We start from the raw sequence: 20,045 nt of genomic DNA on the forward strand, positions 1-20,045 counted from the left end.
GTGAACTAGTGGCGTGCCGCCCGCAGTTCACGCGGCAGCGAGAACACCAGAGTTTCATTGGCCGTGGTAACCGGCTGCACCTGCCCGTATCCGTACTCCGCGAGCCGCTCCAGCACGCCGCGCACCAGCACCTCCGGCACGGAAGCACCCGAGGTGACGCCGACCGTGGTCACGCCCTCAAGCCAGGCCGGGTCGATGTCCTCGGCGTAGTCGACCAGGTACGAGGCGTTCGAGCCCGCACCCAGCGCCACTTCCACCAACCGCACCGAGTTCGACGAGTTGCGTGAACCGACAACGATCACCAGTTCACATTCGGGGGCCATCGCCTTCACCGCGACCTGACGGTTCTGGGTGGCGTAGCAGATGTCATCGCTGGGTGGGTCCTGCAGCGTCGGGAAACGCTCCCGCAGGCGCTGGACGGTCTCCATGGTCTCGTCGACGCTCAGCGTCGTCTGAGACAGCCAGATGACCTTCTTCTCGTCGCGGACGGTGACCTTGTCCACCGAGCCCGGGCCGTCGACCAGCTGCACATGGTCCGGAGCCTCACCGGCAGTGCCGACGACTTCCTCGTGACCCTCGTGGCCGATCAGCAGGATGTCGTAATCGTCTCGGGCGAAGCGCTTCGCCTCCTGGTGCACCTTGGTGACCAGTGGGCAGGTGGCGTCGATGGTCTTCAGGTTGCGCGCCGCGGCATCCACATGCACGGTCGGCGCCACTCCATGGGCAGAGAACACCACGATCGCGCCCTCGGGCACCTGATCGGTTTCGTCGACGAAAATGGCACCCGCCTTGGCCAGCGTGTCCACCACGTAGCGGTTGTGCACGATTTCGTGCCGCACGTAGACGGGGGCGCCGTGTTTCTCCAGCGCCCGCTCGACCGTCTCGACAGCACGATCGACGCCCGCGCAGTAGCCGCGCGGCTCGGCCAGCAGCACACGCTTGCTCGTCGCCGGGCCGACGACGGTGCTCACCATCCCCGGAGTGCCCATATCGACTGCAGACATAGTCACCAGCTTACGGCCCAGTCTTTCGCTGCACGACCGACGTAAGGCAAGCTTGAACCTATGATTCGTCCTCCGTTCGGCGTCCGGTTGCTTCTTGGGGTCGCCGCTACCGTTCTCGAAGAGACTCGCAAGCTGCCTCAGGCAGTGCTGACCTATCCCATGACGGCGGCCAGCCAGACCGTTCAGAACTTCATGCGGTTCCAGCAGACGGTCACCGAACTGGCCATCAAGGGCGACGAGGCCTGGGAAAACATCTTCCCGCCCACCGACGAGCAGCCGGAGTGGGCGACGTTCGACGAGGACCTCGACGAGCTCGACGCACCCGAGCCCGACGAGACGCAGGCCACCGCCGTCTACGAGGACGCCGCCGAGCGGATGACGCAGGGACGGTTTGCGCTGTACTCCTCGGAGGCTGAGACCGCAGTGCCGGCACCCGAGTCCGAGCCGGCCGCCAAGCACGCGGCGCCGCGCAAGGCACCGGCGAAAAAGGCCGCCGCGAAAAAGCCGGCACCCACGCCGGCCTCCGAACCCGCCGATGGGGATGCTCCCGACGTCGTCGCGGAACTCGGCTACCACGACCTGACGCTGGCCCAGCTGCGGGCGCGACTGCAGTCGCTGTCCGTGGCCGAGCTCGAGGAGCTGCTGGCCTACGAAGATGCTCACAAGGCCCGGGCGCCCTATCAGACCTTGCTCGCGAACAGGATCACCCGCGCCGCTGCCCGTGGCTGATCCGGGAACAAGCCCCGAAAATCCCTGGCCGGTCCGGGCCGTCGCGACCCGGGTCGCCAAGTGGATCGACCGCCTGGGGCAGGTGTGGGTGGAAGGTCAGCTGACGCAGATCGATATCCGTCCCGGCAGCAAGACGGTCTTCATGGTGCTGCGCGATCCGGCCGCCGACATGTCGCTGACCGTCACATGCCCGCCGGACATGGTGCGCAACGCTCCGGTGAAACTGACCGAAGGCACCCAGGTAGTGGTGTGCGGCAAGCCCACCTTCTACACCGTGCGCGGATCGTTCTCGTTGCGGCTCAGCGAAATTCGGGCGGTGGGTATCGGCGAACTGTTGGCCCGGATCGAACGGCTGCGGCAGCTGCTGGCCGCCGAGGGGCTGTTCGATCCACGGTTGAAGCGCCCTGTTCCGTTCCTGCCCTCGCGCATCGGGCTGATCACCGGCCGCGCCAGCGCCGCCGAGCATGATGTGACCTCGGTGGCCTTGGCACGCTGGCCCGCAGTGCAATTCGCGGTGCGCAACACCCCGGTGCAGGGCCCACACGCGGTGGCCGAGATCGTCGCCGCATTGCAGGCGCTGGACGCCGACCCCGCGGTGGATGTGATCGTGCTGGCCCGCGGTGGCGGCAGCGTGGAGGATCTGCTGCCGTTCTCCGATGAGACGTTGTGCCGCGCGATTTCGGCGTGCCGCACGCCGGTGGTGAGCGCCGTCGGCCATGAGCCCGATAACCCGCTGTCGGATCTGGTCGCAGATCTGCGCGCCGCAACTCCCACCGACGCCGCGAAGAAATTGGTGCCCGATGCCGCGGCCGAGCAGGCGCTGATCCTGGATTTGCGGCGACGCTCGGCGCAGGCGCTACGCAACTGGGTGCAGCGCGAGGAGCGCGGGTTGGATCAGGTGCGCAGCCGGCCGGTGCTGGCCGACCCGCTGCGGATGCTGACGACACGGCACGATGAAGTCGCCGTCGCCCGAACGGCACTGCGCCGCGACGTGCGACGGTTGGTGGACTCCGAATCGCAGCGGGTCGAGCACCTGACGGCGCGGCTGACCACGCTGGGTCCGGCCGCGACATTGGCCCGTGGGTACTCGGTGGTGCAGCGCGTGCGTGACGATGGCACGGTTGAGGTACTGCGAACGGTGAGCGACGCACCCACCGGCGCGTCTCTGCGAGTAAGAGTTTCGGACGGTGCCGTGACGGCGACCGTGACAGGAGAGGGTTCATGACGGAATCCGTAAGACCCACGGGCGAACTGGGCTACGAGGAAGCGCGCGCGGAACTGATCGAGGTCGTGCAGCAGCTCGAACAGGGCGGGCTGGATCTGGATACCTCGCTAGCGCTCTGGGAACGCGGTGAGGCACTGGCCAAACGCTGCGAAGAGCACCTGGCGGGTGCGCGCAAGCGCATCGAAGACGCCCTGGCCGAATAGGCTGCTGCGAGTCCTACGCGGTGTCCGACGTGGACGCGGGTGCAACCAATCCCGCGAGCAAGTCGGAGAACATCGATTCGATGGTCGCTTCGATCGAGACCGCCAGCGTGTCACGCACCGAACTGACGGAGTACGTGCGCAATTTGACGAGCAGAGTGAGCAATTCGCGGATCTGCGCATCATCGAGTTGCTTTCCGCCCGATTCGAGGCGGGCCGTCACCATGTGTGCGCCGGACTCCACCAGGATGCAGCTGATCTCTTCGATATGCGGCAATACCTTTTCGTACACGTCGATCTGCTGATCGAGGCCCATCCCGTACTGGCGAATGTCGTTGAAGGCCTCGATGAGTTTGGGCCGGGTGATGACGGCCGAGTCACCGGTGACGCGGATGAGGCCCAGCGCCACCAGGCGATCGCGCGCGGCCGGGTCATCGACCAGTTGCTCGGCCTCGGCTCGCGACACCGTGCTGGGTCTCTCGTCGGCCCACGTACCGACGAGAGCGGTCTCGATGCCGAGGATGTCACCGAGGTCCTTGCCCTCTTCCCACGCGGTCAGCATCTCCTGCAGGTGCGCCAGGTTGTAGCCACGGTCGAGCATGGACGTGATGAGTCGCAGCCGCGCCACATGAGATTCGTTGTAGATGGCCAACCGCCCGACTCGCGCCGGGGCAGGCAGCAACCCCCTATCGCGATACACGCGAATATTGCGGGTAGTCGTTCCGGCAGCGCGTGCCAGGTCATCGATGCGGTACTCCTGCGGCGAGATCCCACTGACCGCGGCCGAGTCAACGGGAGATTGCGCAACGGTCGTAAAAAGCTGTTCAACAACAGCTTTCACGGCATCCCGCGACTGCCGCCGGATCTGTCGCGGGGCGCGGCGCAGCCCGGCAAGTATCGACGTGATGGATACCTGCTGCCGTTCCATCGGCGGGGAGGGGCGGTGTGGCGGCATGGCGGACCTTGTCGGTGTCAGGCGGTTCTTAGGTGGCTATGTTCGCATTCGCCGCAGCAGTGTCGTGCGCGCGCCGCGCTGACAGGTTGGCCGATGTCCGGCCCCGCCCGCTGAACGAGTAGTCATCCAGGTTGAATCGCCGACTGCGGATCGCCGATTCCAGCGTGGTCGTCGGCCGCAACGGCACATCGCCGTTCTTGTCGAAGTAGTAACTGTTGGCGCTGGCGCAGCTGTCTTGCCAGAAGATCTGGTTATGCCGCCGGCTCAGCATCTCTTGGAAGAACCGATCATTGGCTTCCTGGGTCACCTCGACACGGTCGGCGCCGACCTTGCGGGCATGCGAGAGAACACGAATGATATGTGTCGTCTGCGCTTCGATGAGCGCGAAGTAGGACGATCCGTTGTACCCGTACGGACCAAAGATGTTGAAGTGGTTGGGAAATTGCGGCACCGAAACGCCCTCGTAGGCCTGCAGCCGCTCGCTCGACCACTTGTCGCGCAGGCTCAGACCGCCGACACCGCGCAGCTCGTAGGTGGGCATGTTCTCGGGGTCCATCACCTTGAAACCCGTCGCCAAAATCAACACGTCGAGCTGATGCACGGCGCCGTCGGCGGTGTGCACGGCATCGGCGCTGATCTCCCTGATGGGCGCGGTCTCCAGCAGGACGTTCGCCCGATTGAAGGTGGCCAGGTAACCGTTGTGGAAACTGGGCCGCTTGCATCCCAGGCCGTACTGCGGTGTGAGGTCGGCACGAATCTTCGGGTCCCGCACCTGTGACCGCAGGTAAGCGCGGCCCAGTTTTTCCGCGAGTGGCCGGACCCGCAGAATCCTGTCGTAGTGCGCGGGGATGGGGAAAGTCGCTTCGACAAACGCCTGACTCACGAGCCGCGTTATCTGCTGTGCCCCCGGAACGTGGCGCAGCGCCCAGCGAAATGGCGTGGACAAGGCGAAGTCGGGTTTGGGCATGCACCAGATGGGAGTGCGCTGAAAAACCGTCAGGTGCTGCACGTCCGCGGCGATAGACGGGATGATCTGCACCGCAGAGGCTCCGGTCCCGATGATCCCGACACGCTTACCGCGCAGGTCCTGATCATGATCCCACCGCGCGGTGTGCATCTTGACACCGGCGAACTCCTCGACACCGCGAATGTCGGGATTGTTGGGTCGGGTCAAGACACCGGACGCACTGACCACATAGCGGCAGGTGCGCTCGGCACCGTCCGCGGTGGTGATGCGCCAGAGGTGTGCAGCAGGATCCCAGCTGGCGGACAGGACGCTGGTGCCGAATTGGATATGTTGGGCCAAGCCATATTTGGCGACGCATTGTTCGGCGTAGCGTTTCAGTTCCTGCCCTGGCGCGTAGGAACGTGACCAGTCGCGGCGCTTCTCAAACGAGAACTGGTAGCTGAACGACGGGATGTCGACGGCAATCCCCGGGTAGGTGTTCCAGTGCCAGGTGCCGCCGGGTCCGTCGGCCTCATCGAGGATGACGAAATCTTTGAACCCGGCCTCTTTGAATTTGATCGCGAACCCGATGCCGGCGAAACCGGCACCGATGACGATCACATCGTTGTGCATTCCGCCCCCGGTGGGCAGTGGGGCATGAGCGGGACGGTCGATGGTGGTCACGAGAGTTTCTCCTGCACGGTGGTTGATAAGGCGTGACAACTGAGTGCGTCAGCGATCGCGGCACGGATGATCTCGGCAACGCGCGCCGGCTGGTCGTACTGAGGGCAATGCCCTGAACCGTCGATGAATCGCAGCATCGCATCGGGATGCTTGTTACGCAAGGCTTTTGCACCTCGCGGTGGGCATACCCAGTCTTTACTTCCCCATACCGCGGTCACCGGGACCACAAACCGCCAGTTCCCCAGGGCATCGGGCCGGCTTAACTCGGCGATGGTGTCACCACCCAGCAGCAGCAGGCGTCGGAGATCGCCAGGGCCCCAGTGCGACGCGTACTGGGCTTTGGCCTCCGGGGTGAGACGGCCCGAGGCCACCGCGCGCGCGAACCCCGCGCTGATCCATGCCGGCGCCGTAACGGTGCCGCGGAACATCGGCCGAATGGGCAAGCCGAGCAACCAGTCGGTGGCCGGCCGAACGCGCCGTACCAGTCGCATCCACCATGTTGTGCCTAACCCGGCAGGACCAATGGCGACCGCGGCGACCAACGGGAGATCCGCGTCCTGAGCAGCGCGCAAAACCGCCAGACCGCCCACCGAATTGCCCACGAGGACAACACCCTCCCCGCGATCGAATTGGCGCACCGCGGCTGTTAGGAAATCGTCCACCGCAGACAGATACCCGGCCGCCACCGGCCGTGCTGCCCGCCCGAAATGCGGTAGATCGACCGCCGCACAGCGGTGCCCTTGCTCACCGAGCAGGTCGAGCACCGACCGCCAGCCGTCTGCCGATTCGGTGAATCCGTGGATCAGCAGGACCGTGGGCCCGCTGCCATCGACGTCCAGGACCCGGGTCCGCACGTCGCCGATCATGGCGACCTTTGTATTGCGCTGCGCGCGTTTACGCGCTGCTGGCTCGGCCGTGGTGTTCATAGCCTCGCCACCAATCCGCTGAGCGCGGGCACGAGCCGCAATGCGTGGTAGCCCAGTTGCGTCTCGAAGCCGACAGACACCATGGCACGGTCTCGTGCTGCCGCCGCCGTGACGGCTTTGGCAACCGCGTTGGGCGAGTGACTGATACTGAACACCTTTGACAATCGGTCTTTTTCGGAGATTGCGGTGCCGCGCAAGCGGGTGTTGTACAGGATCGGAGTGTTGATCACACCAGGACAGATCACCGATACCCCAACCCGCCGGGACGAAAGGTCAGCGCGCAGACTTCGCGAAAATGCGACCACGGCAGCTTTTGAGGCGCAATAGGTTGCCATTCTCCGGTTCGGCAGATAGGCCGCGCCCGAGGCGATGTTCACAATCTGTCCGCGCCGACGGGCAGCCATCGTGGCCCCAAACGATCGACAGCCGTGCACCACTCCGTCGATATTGATGGACCGCAACCATGTCCAGTCATCTTCGGTGGTGTCTAGGAACGGCCCACCGACTCCGACACCGGCGTTGTTGATGAGAATGTCGACATCGCCCACCTCCAAATTCACCGATTTAGCCAGCGCGGCAACGGCTTCGGTGTCAGCGACGTCACACTGATAGGAGTGGGCCTGCGCGCCGTGTCCGCGGCATCGCTCGGCCGTGTCCTTGGCGCTGGCCTCGTCGATATCGCTCGCGACGACCACCGCACCAAGTCGGGCGTAACGCTCGGCGATCGCCGCACCGATCCCGCTGCCCGCGCCGGTGACGACGACGACCGCACCGCGAGCCTCGATGCCGCTCATAGCGCGACCTCGCGTCGCCGGGCAATCATGGGTAGGCCGTGCTTGGGCCGCAAGGTCAAGGTGGCCTCGGGCTCGATGGGATGCCCGGGCACCAAGTCGAAAACGTAACGCTGACTGAGCATTGCGGTGATCAGCACCGATTCCATGACGGCGAACCCCTGCCCTATGCAGCTTCGCTTCCCGCCGCCGAAGGGCAGGTACGCCGACCTCGGTCGGTCCTTGCCCGCACCCGGCATGAACCGGCCGGGGTCGAACTCTTCCGGATTGGGCCACCATCGCGGATCGTGATGGATCAGGTGGGTGGGCACGATGATAGTGGTGCCCTTGCGCACACGGTGACCGCCGATCACGTCGTCGCGCACCGCAACACGCGGGATCGCCCAGGCAGGTGAGAAGAACCGCATCGACTCCATGAAAACCGCTGTTGTCCAAGGAAGATTGGGCAGATCCTCGGCTGTCGGGGTACGTCCCGCAAGCACCGCGTCGATTTCCTCGAACATGCGGTCGCGAGCACGCGGATTCAGTGCCAGCAGGTACCACATCCACGACAGTGCATTGGCGGTGGTTTCATGCCCGGCGAGCATCAGCGTGATCGCCTCGTCACGCACCCTCTTGATCGGCATGCCCCCCTTCTCGTCGGAGGCGTTCAACAGATGGTTCAGCAGGTCCGGCGTATCAACCGGATTCTCCCGGCGGTCATTGATGACCTGCCACACCGCATTGTCGATCAAGGTGACGATCTTCTGGATGTCGCGAAACGGGGGCGGCAACGGCAAGGGGGTAAACGCCACCCGCGCCAGGCCCCGCCATACGGTCGGCGGAGGTGCCGCCACCATGAATACACGCAGCAGACGTTCGCCGAAGCGCAGCCCGCCCGTGACCATCGGAGACATACCGGTGGCGACGGGCCCGAACTGCTGGCTGAACAGCGAGTTGCCCACCACGTTGAGCGTGAGTTCGACCATCTCCGAAACCATGTCGACCTCGATGCGGCCCTCACGCCGCTGCAGTTCGCTGAGCAGTTGGTCAATCGGTTCGATCATCAAATCGACAAGCCCATTGAGATGCCGCTTGGCGAACATCGGAGACAGCATGGTGCGATACCGCTGCCACGACTCCTCCTCGTCGGTGAACAGGCTGACACCCAGCAGGGCGCGCAAAAGTTCATATTCGAATGACTTGTAGTAATTGAGCCGTCCGGCATGCAGCACATGATCGACATACTCGGGATGGCAGAGGGTTATGAATCGTCTAGTCCCCGTACGGAATCGAGCGATGTCATGCCCGCGTACCCGATCTACCCAGCCCGACCGGTAACTCAGCCCGACTAGAAGTGCGTCCTTGATCATGGGCGCCGCAGGGAAGCGGGCGGCCGGCGCAACCGGGGGCCCGGGAGCCTCGGCAGTGAGCGTGCGCCCCGCCGGGCACACACCACCGGATTGCGGTACTGGCTCATGCACTGTCGTCATTGACAATTCTCCTCACCGGCACGCCGCCGTTGGCGCCATCAGCAAGACAACAGCCAATGTTGTCATTTGTCAATGGCAACATTGGCTGTTGTCTTTTTGACCCGGATCTCCGATCAATCGGGTCGGCGGTGCGACCGACCCCCTCCCGTAATGTCGCAGCATGTGCGAGACAGCGGAAAACCCGAGACTGGATAGTCTCGACACCCCGTTCCTGGCCGTCGATCTGGCGGTGATGGACCGCAACATCGAACGGCTGGCCGGACGCCTGCGCGGCACCGGGGTCCAGCTGCGGCCACATGCCAAGAGCCACAAGTGCATCGAGATAGCGCAGCGACAGATCGACAGTGGCGCGATCGGCCTGACCGTCGCCACGATCGGCGAGGCCGAGGTCTTCGCCGAAGCCGGATTCACCGACCTGTTCATCGCCTACCCACTGTGGCTGACCCCGCACAAGGCAGAGCGGCTACGCACAGTGGCCTCCACCGCGGAGCTGCGTGTGGCGGTGGATTCGGCTGCGGGCGCCCGGCAGTTGGCCGAGCACCTTGGCGATCTGCCCCTCACCGTTGTCGTTGAGATCGATTCCGGACATCACCGCACCGGGGTCACCCCAGAGGAGGCCGGCGCGGTTGCGGCAGCAGCACGAGCGGCCGGGCTGAACGTTGTGGGTGTCTTCACCTTCCCGGGCCACGGCTACACGCCCGGACAACGTCGACAGGTCGCCGCGCAGGAATCGCGTGCGCTCGACGCGGCCGCCAAAAGCCTGCGCGCACAAGGGATCGAACCCTCCATACGCAGCGGCGGCTCCACCCCCACCGTCGGCGCCGCCGACAACATCGTGCTGACCGAGGTGCGACCCGGCGTCTACCCCTTCAACGACGCCCAGCAGTTCGAGTTGGATGTCTGCACGCTCGACGACATCGCGCTCAGTGCCGTCACCACCGTGGTGCACACCCGGGACCGGACCGCCATCGTGGATGCGGGCAGCAAGATCCTGGGCGCCGACCGACCGGGTTGGGCCACTGGTTTCGGGCGCCTGATCAATGAACCGGATGCCCGCATCGTCGCGCTGTCCGAGCATCACGCGACCATCGAGTTCCCCGGCGCCGCACCATCTCCCGGAACCCGGCTGCGCATCGCACCGAATCATCTGTGTAACGCCGTAAACCTGGTCGACTCACTGGTGATCGACTCCGCGGATGGCCCGCAGCACTGGGCGGTGGCGGCACGGGGCGCCAATACCTAGCGGGTATCGAGATCCACGTTGTGCAGCAAGACACCGAGAAGATCCCTGCATTTCGTCGATCTCGACGCAGCCGGACCTAACGGGGAAGTGGCGTAGCCGTCTGCACGGCGCGTGCGACGGTCCGGAAGGCCTCAGCATCCCCGGCGCCGGTGACGGCCACGGTCACCTTGTTGTCCAGCCGGGTAACCCACAGCGGCTCGACTCCTTCGTCGCCCTCGTAGGCCACCCAACGCACACCGTCGACATCCTCCGGCCCGCGTGGGACCAGCGACGTGTTCACCTTCGGGACAAGCTTTTCCTCGGGTGCACCGCTTTGCATCACCGCCATGTAGGCACCCGACGGGCTCAGATACCCCACCTTCGACAGGGGCGTTCCGTCGACGCTGTCCCGTCCACCGGAGTTGGACCGCCACCCCTCGGGCAGCGACGGCTCACGGACCGGAAATGGGAACTGCCGGGCGTCGGCCTGCAGCGCGGCGTGCGCGTCGTAAGAAGGCGGCTGACCGACGGTCGGCCCGCTCGGAGTGAACGAGCACATGCCGAGCACTCCGGCCAGCACGATGCACACCAGCACCAGCGGGGCCATCGACCAGAACATGTCGCGGCCGTCCTGGAACAAACGCGGCTTGGCTGGCCGCGGCGCCGGGACGGCCACACGGTCGTTGGGCCCCTCTGGCGGGGATGCGTCTGCCATGCTTCCCATCCTCGCAGGCGCCGCCTGATGCTCTTCGCGCAAGCGGCTCATCGGTACTTCATGCACTTCGCGATGCTCTTCGCGCAAGCGGCTCATCGCGCCATGAAAGAATCACAACTCATGAGCCCGTCGCGCAGAGAAGCCCCGGACCGCAACCTGGCATTAGAGCTGGTCAGAGTGACCGAGGCCGGTGCCATGGCCGCAGGCCGGTGGGTCGGCCGCGGCGAAAAGGAAAAGGGCGACGGTGCCGCCGTCGACGCCATGCGTGAGCTGGTCAACTCCGTTTCCATGCGCGGTGTGGTCGTCATCGGCGAAGGCGAGAAGGACAACGCCCCGATGCTCTACAACGGCGAGGAAGTCGGCAACGGCGACGGCCCGGACTGCGATTTCGCGGTGGACCCGGTGGATGGCACCACGCTGATGAGCAAGGGCATGCCCAACGCCATTTCCGTGCTCGCGGTTTCCGAGCGCGGCACCATGTTCGACCCGTCGGCCGTCTTCTACATGGAGAAGATCGCCGTCGGCCCCGACGCCGCCGACGTCATCGACATCAGCGCTCCCGTCTCGGAGAACATCAAGCGCGTCGCCAAGGTGCGTAACTGTTCTGTATCCGATATCACTGTCTGCATCTTGGATCGGCCCCGTCACGGCGAGCTGATCCAGAACGTCCGCGAAACCGGCGCCCGCATCCGCCTCATCTCCGACGGCGACGTGGCCGGTGCCATTTCCACCGCCCGCCCCAACTCGGGCACCGACATGCTGCTGGGTATCGGCGGCACCCCCGAGGGCATCATCGCCGCGGCCGCCATGCGCTGCATGGGTGGCGCCATCCACGGCAAGCTCGCGCCTCGTGACGACGAGGAACGCCAGAAGGCCATCGACGCCGGCTACGACCTCGACCAGATCCTGACCACCGAAGACCTGGTCTCCGGCGAGAATGTCTTCTTCTGCGCCACCGGTGTCACCGATGGCGATCTGCTGCAGGGCGTCCGGTACTTCGGCGGCGGCTGCACCACGCAGTCGATCGTGATGCGCTCCAAGTCCGGCACCGTCCGGATGATCGAGGCGTATCACCGCCTCACCAAGCTCCGCGAGTACTCCGCGGTCGACTTCACCGGTGACGACGACGCCACCCATCCTCTCCCCTAATTCCATCATCGACGACGAGAAGGAAGACCATTGTCTGAACAGCAGTACCGCATCGAGCACGACACCATGGGCGAGGTCCGGGTCCCCGTGGAAGCACTGTGGCGCGCGCAGACTCAGCGCGCGGTCGAGAACTTCCCCATCTCGGGGCGCGGCCTGGAGCGCACGCAGATCCGTGCGCTCGGCCTGCTGAAGGGCGCCTGCGCCCAGGTCAACAAGGATCTGGGTCTGCTGGCGCCGGAGAAGGCAGACGCGATTATCGCTGCCGCGCAAGAGATTGCCGACGGCAAGCACGACGACCAGTTCCCCATTGACGTGTTCCAGACTGGTTCGGGTACCAGCTCGAACATGAACGCCAACGAGGTCATCGCCTCGATCGCCGCCAACAACGGTGTGACCGTGCACCCGAACGACGACGTCAACATGTCGCAGTCCTCCAATGACACCTTCCCGACGGCCACGCACCTGGCCGCGACGGAAGCCGCTGCGCGCGATCTGATCCCGGCGCTGGAGTACCTGCAGCAGGCGCTGGCCACCAAGGCCAAGGCCTGGAAGACCGTGGTGAAGTCCGGCCGCACGCACCTGATGGACGCGGTGCCGGTGACCCTGGGCCAGGAGTTCGGCGGCTACGCCCGTCAGATCGAGGCCGGCGTCGAGCGCGTGAAGGCGACGCTGCCCCGCTTGGGTGAGCTGCCGATCGGTGGCACCGCGGTGGGTACCGGCCTGAACGCCCCCGACGGCTTCGGCGCGAAAGTTGTTGAGGTACTGAAGCAGTCGACGGGCCTGTCGGAGCTGAAGACGGCTACCGACTCGTTCGAGGCGCAGGCCGCCCGCGACGGGCTGGTCGAGGCGTCCGGCGCGCTGAAGACCATCGCGGCGTCGCTGACCAAGATTGCCAACGACATCCGCTGGATGGGTTCCGGCCCGCTGACCGGCCTCGGCGAGATCCAGCTCCCCGACCTGCAGCCCGGCAGCTCGATCATGCCCGGCAAGGTGAACCCGGTGCTGCCCGAGGCCGTCACCCAGGTCGCGGCGCAGGTGATCGGTAACGACGCCGCCATCACCGTCGGCGGACTGTCCGGCGCGTTCGAGCTCAACGTGTACATCCCGGTCATGGCGCGCAACCTGCTGGAGTCGTTCACGTTGCTGGCCAACGTGTCTCGACTCTTCGTCGACAAGTGCGTCGACGGCCTGATCGCCAACGAGGAGCACCTGCGGACGCTGGCGGAGTCCTCCCCGTCGATCGTCACCCCGCTGAACTCGGCCATCGGCTACGAGGAAGCGGCGGCCGTCGCGAAGGAAGCACTCAAGCAGCGCAAGACGATTCGGCAGACGGTCATCGACCGTGGCCTGATCGGCGACAAGCTGAGCATCGAGGAGCTGGACAAGCGCCTGGACGTGCTCGCCATGGCGAAGGTCAAAGACTAAGACCCGTCACCGTGGGTGCCTAGTACGACGGCAGGACGATGTCCTCCCAAGTGACGGTTATGTCCGTGGGCTCGATACCGATGATGTCGTTGACCACTGAGGCAGCTCGCTTCCTCAGTGCGTCACCGTCATCGAGGTAGGTACGGTCACGATCGGCAGTACCGATGGCCACCAGGTTGATGCGTAACGCCGTCACCGCCTGCCCGTCCACGTTCACGTCCACGGCAGCGATCGCCGCTGAGGCCTCGGCGGCGAGCTCGGCCAGGCTTGATGTCAGCGCTTTCGCCAACGCCAGATGACTGACGGTGATCCCAGGGATTGCCGTGCTGATCGGTTTGCCTCGGCGTGGCAGTGCGGCGATCCGGTGTGCGACGGCGGCGCGCAGCTGCTCCAGGGCTGATCCACCCTCATGCCAGGGAGCTGCCGGTACACGGCCATCTGCTCCGCCGTCGAGCTCGGCCAATCGGCGGGTGGCATCGGCGATCCATGCCGTGGCGTCAGCGACGGCATCATGGTTGTCCCCGGTTCTCGCATCCATCAGTTCTCCAGTGTTACGCCATATGCCCTGAGCTGTACAGCTGGCGGACTGAATCTGGTCTCCGTGTTCGCTCATGGACGGAAGTCCTTCAGCGTTTCCGCCAGCCGCTTGCGGGTGCGCTGCAAGTTGCCGCGAACCGATCCCTCGGTGGTCCGCAGAACGGTCGCTATCTCCGCCAGAGGTAGGTCGTAGACCTCACGAAGCCACCAGGCCGCACGTGCCGCATAGGGCAGCTGCGATAGCTCACGGCTCAACGCGGCAAGGAAATCACCGTCCAGCGCTCGTTCACTGGGCCCAGCACCGACATCCGCGACGTCGGGCACGTCGTCGATATCGAACTCGCGACGGCGCCGCCGCATCGCGTCAACGGTCTTCCGGGACGCAAGTGAGTACAACCAGGTACGGAACTGTGACCGAAAGGCAAACGAGGGCAGCCCTTTCCAGGCGGCGATGAACGTCTCCTGGACGATGTCGTCATGCTCGGCGCGCTCCGGATACGTGCGGGCAACGAATCTCAGCAGTGCGGGACCATGACGGACAACCAGAACATCGAACGCCTCCGGGTCCCCTTGCTGGGCGCGTCGGGCAAGCATCTCGTCCGACAACGACGCCAGCAGTTCGCCCCGCGGCAAGAGCGGCAGCACCACTGTGTCCCCTGTCGTCTTGAGCACGAAAATGTGCGTTAGATCTCATCGGCGTGCGCAATACCAACCGTTGCCCGACGAACTCATTGTGCCGGACGGAAATGTCCGGAAGTTGAGACAAGTCGAAGGAGAAGCTGATGACCACGGCAACCCAGACCCCCGAAGTGCGTTCGTCGAAGCAGGTAGACAAGTCCGGTAGTGCTGTCGAGAAGGTCGCGAACCATGGCGTCACCACCATCGCCGACGTGGTGGTCTCCAAGATCGCTGGTATCGCCACGCGCGAGGTCGATGGCGTCTACGACCTGGGAGGCCAAGCTGCCCGCGTCGTGGGCAAGTTGCGCGAGACGCTGCCGGGTTCACCCAGCCTCACGCAGGGCGTGAGCGTCGAGGTTGGCGAACGTCAGGCGGCCATCGACATCGGGATCGTCGCCGATTACGGGATCGCCATCCACGACCTGGCCGAGGGAATTCGCAGCAACGTCATCTCCTCTGTCGAGAACATGACCGGACTCGAGGTCACCGAGGTCAACGTGACCGTGCACGACGTGCACTTCGCCGACGGCGATGACGATGCGTCCGACGCCGGAGAGCCACGAGTCCAGTGACGGACGCGACCGGGGAACGGGTCGATCGTGTGGTCGCGGCGGTAACTGCCGTCGACGGCGTCATCGGCCTGTATTCCGGAGGGCTAGGAGTCCCCGCCACACACCTGCCCGGTCGGACGGTGCGAGGTGTGCGGCTGGGGGCCGACGGCGGTGAGGTTCACGTGGTGCTCGACCTGCGGACGGGTCTACTCGACGTGGCGGCTCGGGTGCGCCGGGCCGCCAGCGAGGCGGCGGGTGTGCCGGTTGTCGTGGTGGTCGACGACGTGGCAGTGGCCGAAGCACAGGCGTGACCACCGTGCTCGATGTTGAACGGCAGGCACGCCGCGAGGCCGTGCGAAGGCATCACCCCGACGCGGGTGGATCGGCGGAGGCGCTCATAGCAGCGCTCCAGGCGCTGGCCGACGAACGGGCCCCGCGGCGTACCGCGGTTCGGGTACAGCGGACCTGGCGTGGCCGGTTGACGACCCTGGCGAGCGCGGCTCGGCGGCGCCGCATCCGGAGACAGCGCATCAGATATCTCGATAGGAGATGACGAGAATGAATGGAAATTATGCAGTGATCGGACTGTTCGCGGGCCTGCTGCTGGCGATTGCGGTCGTCACTGGTGGCCTTATCGGATTTCTCCTCGCCGTGGTGTTGGCCGGGGCCGGTGGTGCCATCGGTGCCCATCTCGATGGCACCATCGATCTCACCGCGCTCGGTCGCCGCGACCGGAGCTGACGATGGTGACCACTACTGAGGTGGTGCCGGTGCGCGGGGCCACCCGCGTGCACGAGCGGGTGCGCCATCGATTGATCGAGCATGCCGTGCTGTCGGTGCCCGGGGTGGTGCACCACGGCAGCATTGCGCCCGGTCGGGCATTGCCCTCGATCACCATCGCCGACGACACCCGCCCCACGGTGAACGTCAAGATCGCGGCTACCTGGCCCCATGACGGTGCGCGCGTTGTCGATGCAGTCCGGGCAGCAGTGATCCACGAATTGCACGAATCGCTCGGGGAAGCACCGGCCGGTGTGAACGTGCGTATCGCGCGGATCGAGAGCAATCGCACGCCGGCCGAAGTAGCCGACGCCTACGCCGCCGGAGCCGCGGACCCGCAGGAGAGCGACACCGCGCCAGACGTAAGCAGTAGATACCGCGGACCGCACCGTGTGGCCGGGTCAACCATCACCAGCATCCTCATCGCCGTTGCACTGATTGTCCTAGGCGTAATCGTGTTGCGCGACGCGGCGATCGGTGTCGGATGGGTTGGCGGTTCGGCGTCGACTGCCGTAGCGACCCGGTGGGCGCAGCACGCGCACTGGATGTGGTGGACCTGGCCGGCAGCCGTGGCGGCGGGGATCGCGGGGTTGACCCTGCTCGTTCTCACGGTGAAACCGCGACGCCGCACGCATGTCGCGGTGGGCGATGGAATCTTGGTGTCCCATGCGTCAGCTCACCGATGGCGCGACGAACATCACGGCTCGCTTCGTGAGAAGAAGGGCGGAACCAATCAGTGACACGCACAACGCAATTCATCGACAGGCTGCTTACGGCGCTACTGGGCATCGTGCTGTTGACAGGCGCGGCCTGGCTGATCGGCTACGGCACTCACACCCGCCTGGCCCGACAGGCGGCGGCAGCGGTCGACCCACAGGCCCCGGCTCGCGCGCTCGATTGGCCGTGGCTATCGGGAGTTCTCGCGGGAACAGGGGTCGCTGCCTTGCTCGTCGGCCTATGGTTAGTGCTTGTCCATCTGCGCCCCACGTCGGTCCGCAGTCTCGGCGACGCCGATGGAGAGGTCGACCTGTCCCGATTGGCCGACGCGGCCGCGGATGACCTGGGGCGCCACCCCGCCGTACAGAGTGCCCGCGCAGTGACATTGCGCGAGAAGGGCCGGCCGGTGGTACGGGTCACCGTCGGCGTCTCGCCCCAGACGTCAACCACCGAGATCCGCCGCCTCGCCCGACAATGCGGTGCCGATATTCGGCGTGCGGCCAACGGCGACCTGGACTTCCAGCTCCTGGTCAAGGACGTATCCCCGGACAAGGTCCGCCCACAGGTCGTATGAACACGGTGTCGCGCGCATTTGCGTATCCATGCGAGATGAGATGAATGAAAGAGCTTGGGAGCAAACGTGAATCGAGCGATTGCCCCCGGGATTAGGTAACGATCCAGCACCGCCCAACGGAAAGGGTTCCACACCATGGGAATAACCGACGACGCAAAGAACAAGGCAGAAGACTTGAAAGGTCGCGCGAAAGAGGCCTTTGGAGCGGCCACCGACAACGACGACCTCAAGGCAGTGGGTCAGGCGGACCAGGGAATCGCCTCCGCGAAGCAGGCGATCTCTGATGCCGCAGACAAAGTGAAAGAAGGCGTCGAAGCGGTCAAAGACAAATTGACCGGCAAGTAGTTCACGCCCTGGTGTCGGGGCCGGCACGGTGAGCACACGCCCGCGCCGGTCCTGACGCTGTCAACGCGGCCGCGATATGGTCACCGTGGAGACCGCCTCCTTGGCGACGTCATCGGCGGTGAAGACCAACGGGCGCAGCTGTTCCGCGCTGAAGGCCTGAGCCCCCGCGTAATAGGCTGGATTCCTCGCATCATCCGGGTTTCCGTAGACCAGAAGGCCTTTCGCATCCGGCCCGTCGGGGCCGTATTGCAGCGCCATGATGAAGCTGTCGCCCTCCTGGATAGGGTAACCATTGAGCACCCCCGAGGCTTCCGGGATGGCGCGCAGTTCGGTACCCGGTTCCAGTCGTTCGCCGGGATTGGGCTGCGGCTCAGATGTAGTGCCCCAGGAACAGCAATCCACGACGTTGGCAGCACCCTCGATATCTGTTCCACCGCCAACCGGCAACAGACGACCGGTGTGGAATTCGCGCTGCAGATTTCCCAACGGGGCGTCGACAGGGATGCGGGCCCGCTGCAGTAGCCGCACGGCGGCCGCCAGTTCGGTGAGCCAGGGCTTGACATCGGCGGCCGGAACCGAGGGTGAGCCAATGGGATTGGCTGGATCGAAGCCATCCGCGAAGAGCCTGCCCCGGTCCTTACGCTCTGCGGCGGTGAAGCGGGAGAGCCATTCGCGGAATACGACGGCCCCACGCGCGGTCTTGGTGAATCTGCCGTCCCAGCCCGCCAGCGCGGAACATGCCGGCGCGAGATCGACACCGTCGACAACCTTGGTCGCGGTACAGGCCCGCACCAGGGGCACGCGCAGCTGATCGGCGAGAATCGCGCGATCACTAAACAACGCGGCACTCACATCGTCGACCGACCACTTGCCACTGTTTTCGGCGAGCAGGCGTGCGTTGGTCTTGGTCCGGGGTGACAGTATCCACCCCTCGCCGCCCTGCTGTGGTTGATAGCCGGTGAGCAGCTGATCTGGATTCGCAAGCCACATACTGTCATTGGCGTTGAAGACGTAGTCGCGCCGCTCCAGCTGCGGCATGTGGTCATATCCGATGAGCCCGGGCGCCGCGGCGTTCTCGTCATCAGCCCAATCAAAGAGCGACCGGGATCCGTTGAGCACCACCATGCCCGCGGAACGATAGGCATCGCTCATCAGGCCCGGCTTCTCACGGTCGACTGCCCAGGCGGCAAGGGCATCCTTGGACAAATTGGGCGTGGCCGAGCTGTCGACGATCCAGGCACGGCCGTCAGCGCTGGTCGAGACGGTATTCATCCATGGCACACCGCGATTCGCACGGAACACGTCTTGGAACTCATCCATGGAGTGCGCGGTGGCCATGCCCAGGTACTGCGACAACATGGTGTTGGTCTCGGCGTTGGCATCGGCCAACGCAACGGCCTGCGTGCGGGTCCAGCCCACGGTGTCCACGTCGGCAACCGGGCCGTGTTTGGTCGTGTAGAGCGTGCGGCTCACCGGTGAAATGCCATGATCTCCGGCGACTTCGATGGTGATGGGATCGGGGGTCATCGCCTGACGGTGGCCGTCGACGTAGTACACGGTGGGGTCCGACGGATCCAGGTCGTAGCGATACAGCGCGAAGCGGCGCCCGGCCGCCACGGTCGCCGTCCACGCCACCGCATCGGTGAATCCAAGCTGCACCAACGGCATTCCCGAGAGCGCGACGCCGTAGACGTTGAGTTGCCCGGGAATGCTCTGGTGCGCCTCCCAGAGACGGTTCTCCCCCGTCCACGGATAGTGCGGATTGGCCAATAGCAGACCGCCGCCCGTGGTGGAGCGTTCCGAGCCCAGTGCCCACCCGTTGCTTCCGATGGGCGGTGGAGCCGGCAGCGCACCCGGATGGGGTGCCGACGTGCCCGACGGTGGTTGCGCCCTGCCGATTTCGGTGATCATGGAGGTGCTGGACACCGTCATCATGACATCGGAGAAGTGCGCGTACAGATCCTGCGCGGTGATCGGGCGAACCCAACCGGCGCCGTCGCACCAGCCGCCGTTCGCACCGTTCACCGCCAGCGACTCGTTGAATCCGGCCACGTATCCGTCGACCAGTTCACGCACTCTGACCGGCTGATCGGCCCAGCGCTTGGGTGCGTTCTCCCACAGCTTGAGGTGACGGTAACCGAAGTCCATATCGACATTGCGATTGTTGACTCCCGGCCCCAACCACTTGCTGCGCTCACCGCGCACCTTGACGATCTGGTCGATCAGCGTGCAGGCACGATCCTCGCTGAACGCGTACCCGGTGCCATAGCCCAGCGAGCCCCAATCATCGGCGCTGACATGCGGAACACCGCGTTCGTCCCGGCTGATCGTCGCCGAATAGCGTTGAGGGGCGGGAAGTACGACGCTGGCGGGTCCGACCAGAAGTGCCGTGATCAACACCAAAGCGACGAGACGCACCC

23 protein-coding genes are annotated in these 20,045 nt (G+C 65.2%); 13 read left to right on the plus strand and 10 right to left on the minus strand.

All coding sequences use genetic code 11. The annotated features are described in order from the left end of the window. Positions 1-5 precede the first annotated feature (5 nt). The gene (locus tag BKG76_RS03865; protein WP_070936120.1) at positions 6-1,004 is read right to left on the minus strand and encodes a 4-hydroxy-3-methylbut-2-enyl diphosphate reductase; all 999 of its coding nucleotides are present in this window, start codon (positions 1,002-1,004) and stop codon (positions 6-8) included. A 60-nt stretch (positions 1,005-1,064) separates the two neighbouring features. Between BKG76_RS03865 and BKG76_RS03870 the strand changes: the two genes are divergently transcribed. From BKG76_RS03870 to BKG76_RS03880, 3 genes are read left to right on the plus strand one after another with little or no spacing between them, the layout of a single operon-like run. Further along, complete coding sequence (locus BKG76_RS03870) at positions 1,065-1,733, plus strand: lipid droplet-associated protein (RefSeq protein ID WP_070936122.1); 669 nt, start codon at positions 1,065-1,067, stop codon at positions 1,731-1,733. After that, entirely contained in the window at positions 1,726-2,958 is a 1,233-nt protein-coding gene (gene xseA / locus BKG76_RS03875; protein ID WP_070936124.1) for an exodeoxyribonuclease VII large subunit, read from the plus strand. The genes BKG76_RS03870 and xseA overlap by 8 nt, the downstream gene beginning before the upstream one ends. Continuing rightward, entirely contained in the window at positions 2,955-3,161 is a 207-nt protein-coding gene (locus BKG76_RS03880) for an exodeoxyribonuclease VII small subunit (RefSeq protein WP_070936126.1), read from the plus strand. The genes xseA and BKG76_RS03880 overlap by 4 nt, the downstream gene beginning before the upstream one ends. Before the next feature lie 13 nt (positions 3,162-3,174). Here the strand turns inward: BKG76_RS03880 and BKG76_RS03885 are convergent, their stop codons facing one another. From BKG76_RS03885 to BKG76_RS24740, 5 genes are read right to left on the minus strand one after another with little or no spacing between them, the layout of a single operon-like run. Next, complete coding sequence (locus BKG76_RS03885) at positions 3,175-4,113, minus strand: MerR family transcriptional regulator (protein WP_070936128.1); 939 nt, start codon at positions 4,111-4,113, stop codon at positions 3,175-3,177. Positions 4,114-4,141: 28 nt separating this feature from the next. Beyond that, positions 4,142-5,692 carry a flavin-containing monooxygenase gene (locus BKG76_RS03890; protein WP_070936850.1) on the minus strand — a complete coding sequence of 517 codons (1,551 nt, stop codon included), beginning with the start codon at positions 5,690-5,692 and terminating at the stop codon, positions 4,142-4,144. A 47-nt stretch (positions 5,693-5,739) separates the two neighbouring features. Beyond that, the gene (locus tag BKG76_RS03895; protein WP_083337901.1) at positions 5,740-6,669 is read right to left on the minus strand and encodes an alpha/beta fold hydrolase; all 930 of its coding nucleotides are present in this window, start codon (positions 6,667-6,669) and stop codon (positions 5,740-5,742) included. After that, complete coding sequence (locus BKG76_RS03900; RefSeq protein ID WP_070936130.1) at positions 6,666-7,463, minus strand: SDR family NAD(P)-dependent oxidoreductase; 798 nt, start codon at positions 7,461-7,463, stop codon at positions 6,666-6,668. The genes BKG76_RS03895 and BKG76_RS03900 overlap by 4 nt, the downstream gene beginning before the upstream one ends. Continuing rightward, positions 7,460-8,932, minus strand: a complete 1,473-nt coding sequence (locus BKG76_RS24740) for a cytochrome P450 (RefSeq protein WP_236737515.1) — start codon at positions 8,930-8,932, stop codon at positions 7,460-7,462. Before BKG76_RS24740 ends, BKG76_RS03900 begins: the two co-directional genes overlap by 4 nt. Before the next feature lie 160 nt (positions 8,933-9,092). Between BKG76_RS24740 and BKG76_RS03910 the strand changes: the two genes are divergently transcribed. Then, positions 9,093-10,175, plus strand: coding sequence for a D-TA family PLP-dependent enzyme (locus BKG76_RS03910; protein ID WP_070936134.1), 1,083 nt, complete (start codon positions 9,093-9,095; stop codon positions 10,173-10,175). Between the two features lie 76 nt (positions 10,176-10,251). Here the strand turns inward: BKG76_RS03910 and BKG76_RS03915 are convergent, their stop codons facing one another. Then, complete coding sequence (locus BKG76_RS03915; protein ID WP_070936136.1) at positions 10,252-10,878, minus strand: DUF4245 domain-containing protein; 627 nt, start codon at positions 10,876-10,878, stop codon at positions 10,252-10,254. A gap of 63 nt (positions 10,879-10,941) precedes the next feature. Here BKG76_RS03915 and glpX point away from each other — a divergent pair, with 63 nt between their 5' ends. Beyond that, positions 10,942-12,018 (plus strand): class II fructose-bisphosphatase, encoded by a 1,077-nt coding sequence (glpX, locus tag BKG76_RS03920; protein WP_232783652.1) that lies wholly within the window; start codon positions 10,942-10,944, stop codon positions 12,016-12,018. Between the two features lie 30 nt (positions 12,019-12,048). Beyond that, positions 12,049-13,443, plus strand: coding sequence for a class II fumarate hydratase (locus BKG76_RS03925; RefSeq protein WP_083337903.1), 1,395 nt, complete (start codon positions 12,049-12,051; stop codon positions 13,441-13,443). A gap of 19 nt (positions 13,444-13,462) precedes the next feature. Here BKG76_RS03925 and BKG76_RS03930 read toward each other — a convergent pair whose 3' ends face one another. Both BKG76_RS03930 and BKG76_RS03935 read right to left on the minus strand, forming a co-directional pair. Beyond that, positions 13,463-13,981 carry a hypothetical protein gene (locus BKG76_RS03930; RefSeq protein WP_070936137.1) on the minus strand — a complete coding sequence of 173 codons (519 nt, stop codon included), beginning with the start codon at positions 13,979-13,981 and terminating at the stop codon, positions 13,463-13,465. Positions 13,982-14,052: 71 nt separating this feature from the next. Next, the gene (locus tag BKG76_RS03935; RefSeq protein WP_083337940.1) at positions 14,053-14,613 is read right to left on the minus strand and encodes an RNA polymerase sigma factor; all 561 of its coding nucleotides are present in this window, start codon (positions 14,611-14,613) and stop codon (positions 14,053-14,055) included. Between the two features lie 149 nt (positions 14,614-14,762). On the opposite strand from BKG76_RS03935, the gene BKG76_RS03940 reads away from it, so the two are divergent. The 7 genes from BKG76_RS03940 (at position 14,763) to BKG76_RS03965 (ending at position 17,625) form a co-directional block, all read left to right on the plus strand. After that, positions 14,763-15,230, plus strand: a complete 468-nt coding sequence (locus BKG76_RS03940; protein WP_070936140.1) for an Asp23/Gls24 family envelope stress response protein — start codon at positions 14,763-14,765, stop codon at positions 15,228-15,230. Next, entirely contained in the window at positions 15,227-15,520 is a 294-nt protein-coding gene (locus tag BKG76_RS03945) for a hypothetical protein (protein WP_070936142.1), read from the plus strand. Before BKG76_RS03940 ends, BKG76_RS03945 begins: the two co-directional genes overlap by 4 nt. Beyond that, the gene (locus BKG76_RS24215) at positions 15,517-15,762 is read left to right on the plus strand and encodes a hypothetical protein (protein ID WP_236737516.1); all 246 of its coding nucleotides are present in this window, start codon (positions 15,517-15,519) and stop codon (positions 15,760-15,762) included. Before BKG76_RS03945 ends, BKG76_RS24215 begins: the two co-directional genes overlap by 4 nt. Positions 15,763-15,767: 5 nt before the next feature. Next, complete coding sequence (locus BKG76_RS03950) at positions 15,768-15,950, plus strand: DUF2273 domain-containing protein (RefSeq protein ID WP_070936144.1); 183 nt, start codon at positions 15,768-15,770, stop codon at positions 15,948-15,950. Positions 15,951-15,952: 2 nt separating this feature from the next. Next, entirely contained in the window at positions 15,953-16,729 is a 777-nt protein-coding gene (locus BKG76_RS03955) for a hypothetical protein (RefSeq protein WP_070936146.1), read from the plus strand. Further along, a complete protein-coding gene (locus BKG76_RS03960; protein WP_070936148.1) occupies positions 16,726-17,280 on the plus strand; it encodes a hypothetical protein in 555 nt (184 codons plus the stop codon). The genes BKG76_RS03955 and BKG76_RS03960 overlap by 4 nt, the downstream gene beginning before the upstream one ends. Before the next feature lie 135 nt (positions 17,281-17,415). Then, positions 17,416-17,625 carry a CsbD family protein gene (locus BKG76_RS03965; protein WP_070936149.1) on the plus strand — a complete coding sequence of 70 codons (210 nt, stop codon included), beginning with the start codon at positions 17,416-17,418 and terminating at the stop codon, positions 17,623-17,625. 60 nt (positions 17,626-17,685) lie between these two features. On the opposite strand, the gene BKG76_RS03970 is transcribed toward BKG76_RS03965, so the two are convergent. After that, positions 17,686-20,043 carry a penicillin acylase family protein gene (locus BKG76_RS03970; protein WP_070936151.1) on the minus strand — a complete coding sequence of 786 codons (2,358 nt, stop codon included), beginning with the start codon at positions 20,041-20,043 and terminating at the stop codon, positions 17,686-17,688. Positions 20,044-20,045 lie beyond the last annotated feature (2 nt).

The organism is Mycobacteroides franklinii (assembly GCF_001853795.1).
Taxonomy (GTDB): Bacteria; Actinomycetota; Actinomycetes; order Mycobacteriales; family Mycobacteriaceae; genus Mycobacterium; species Mycobacterium franklinii.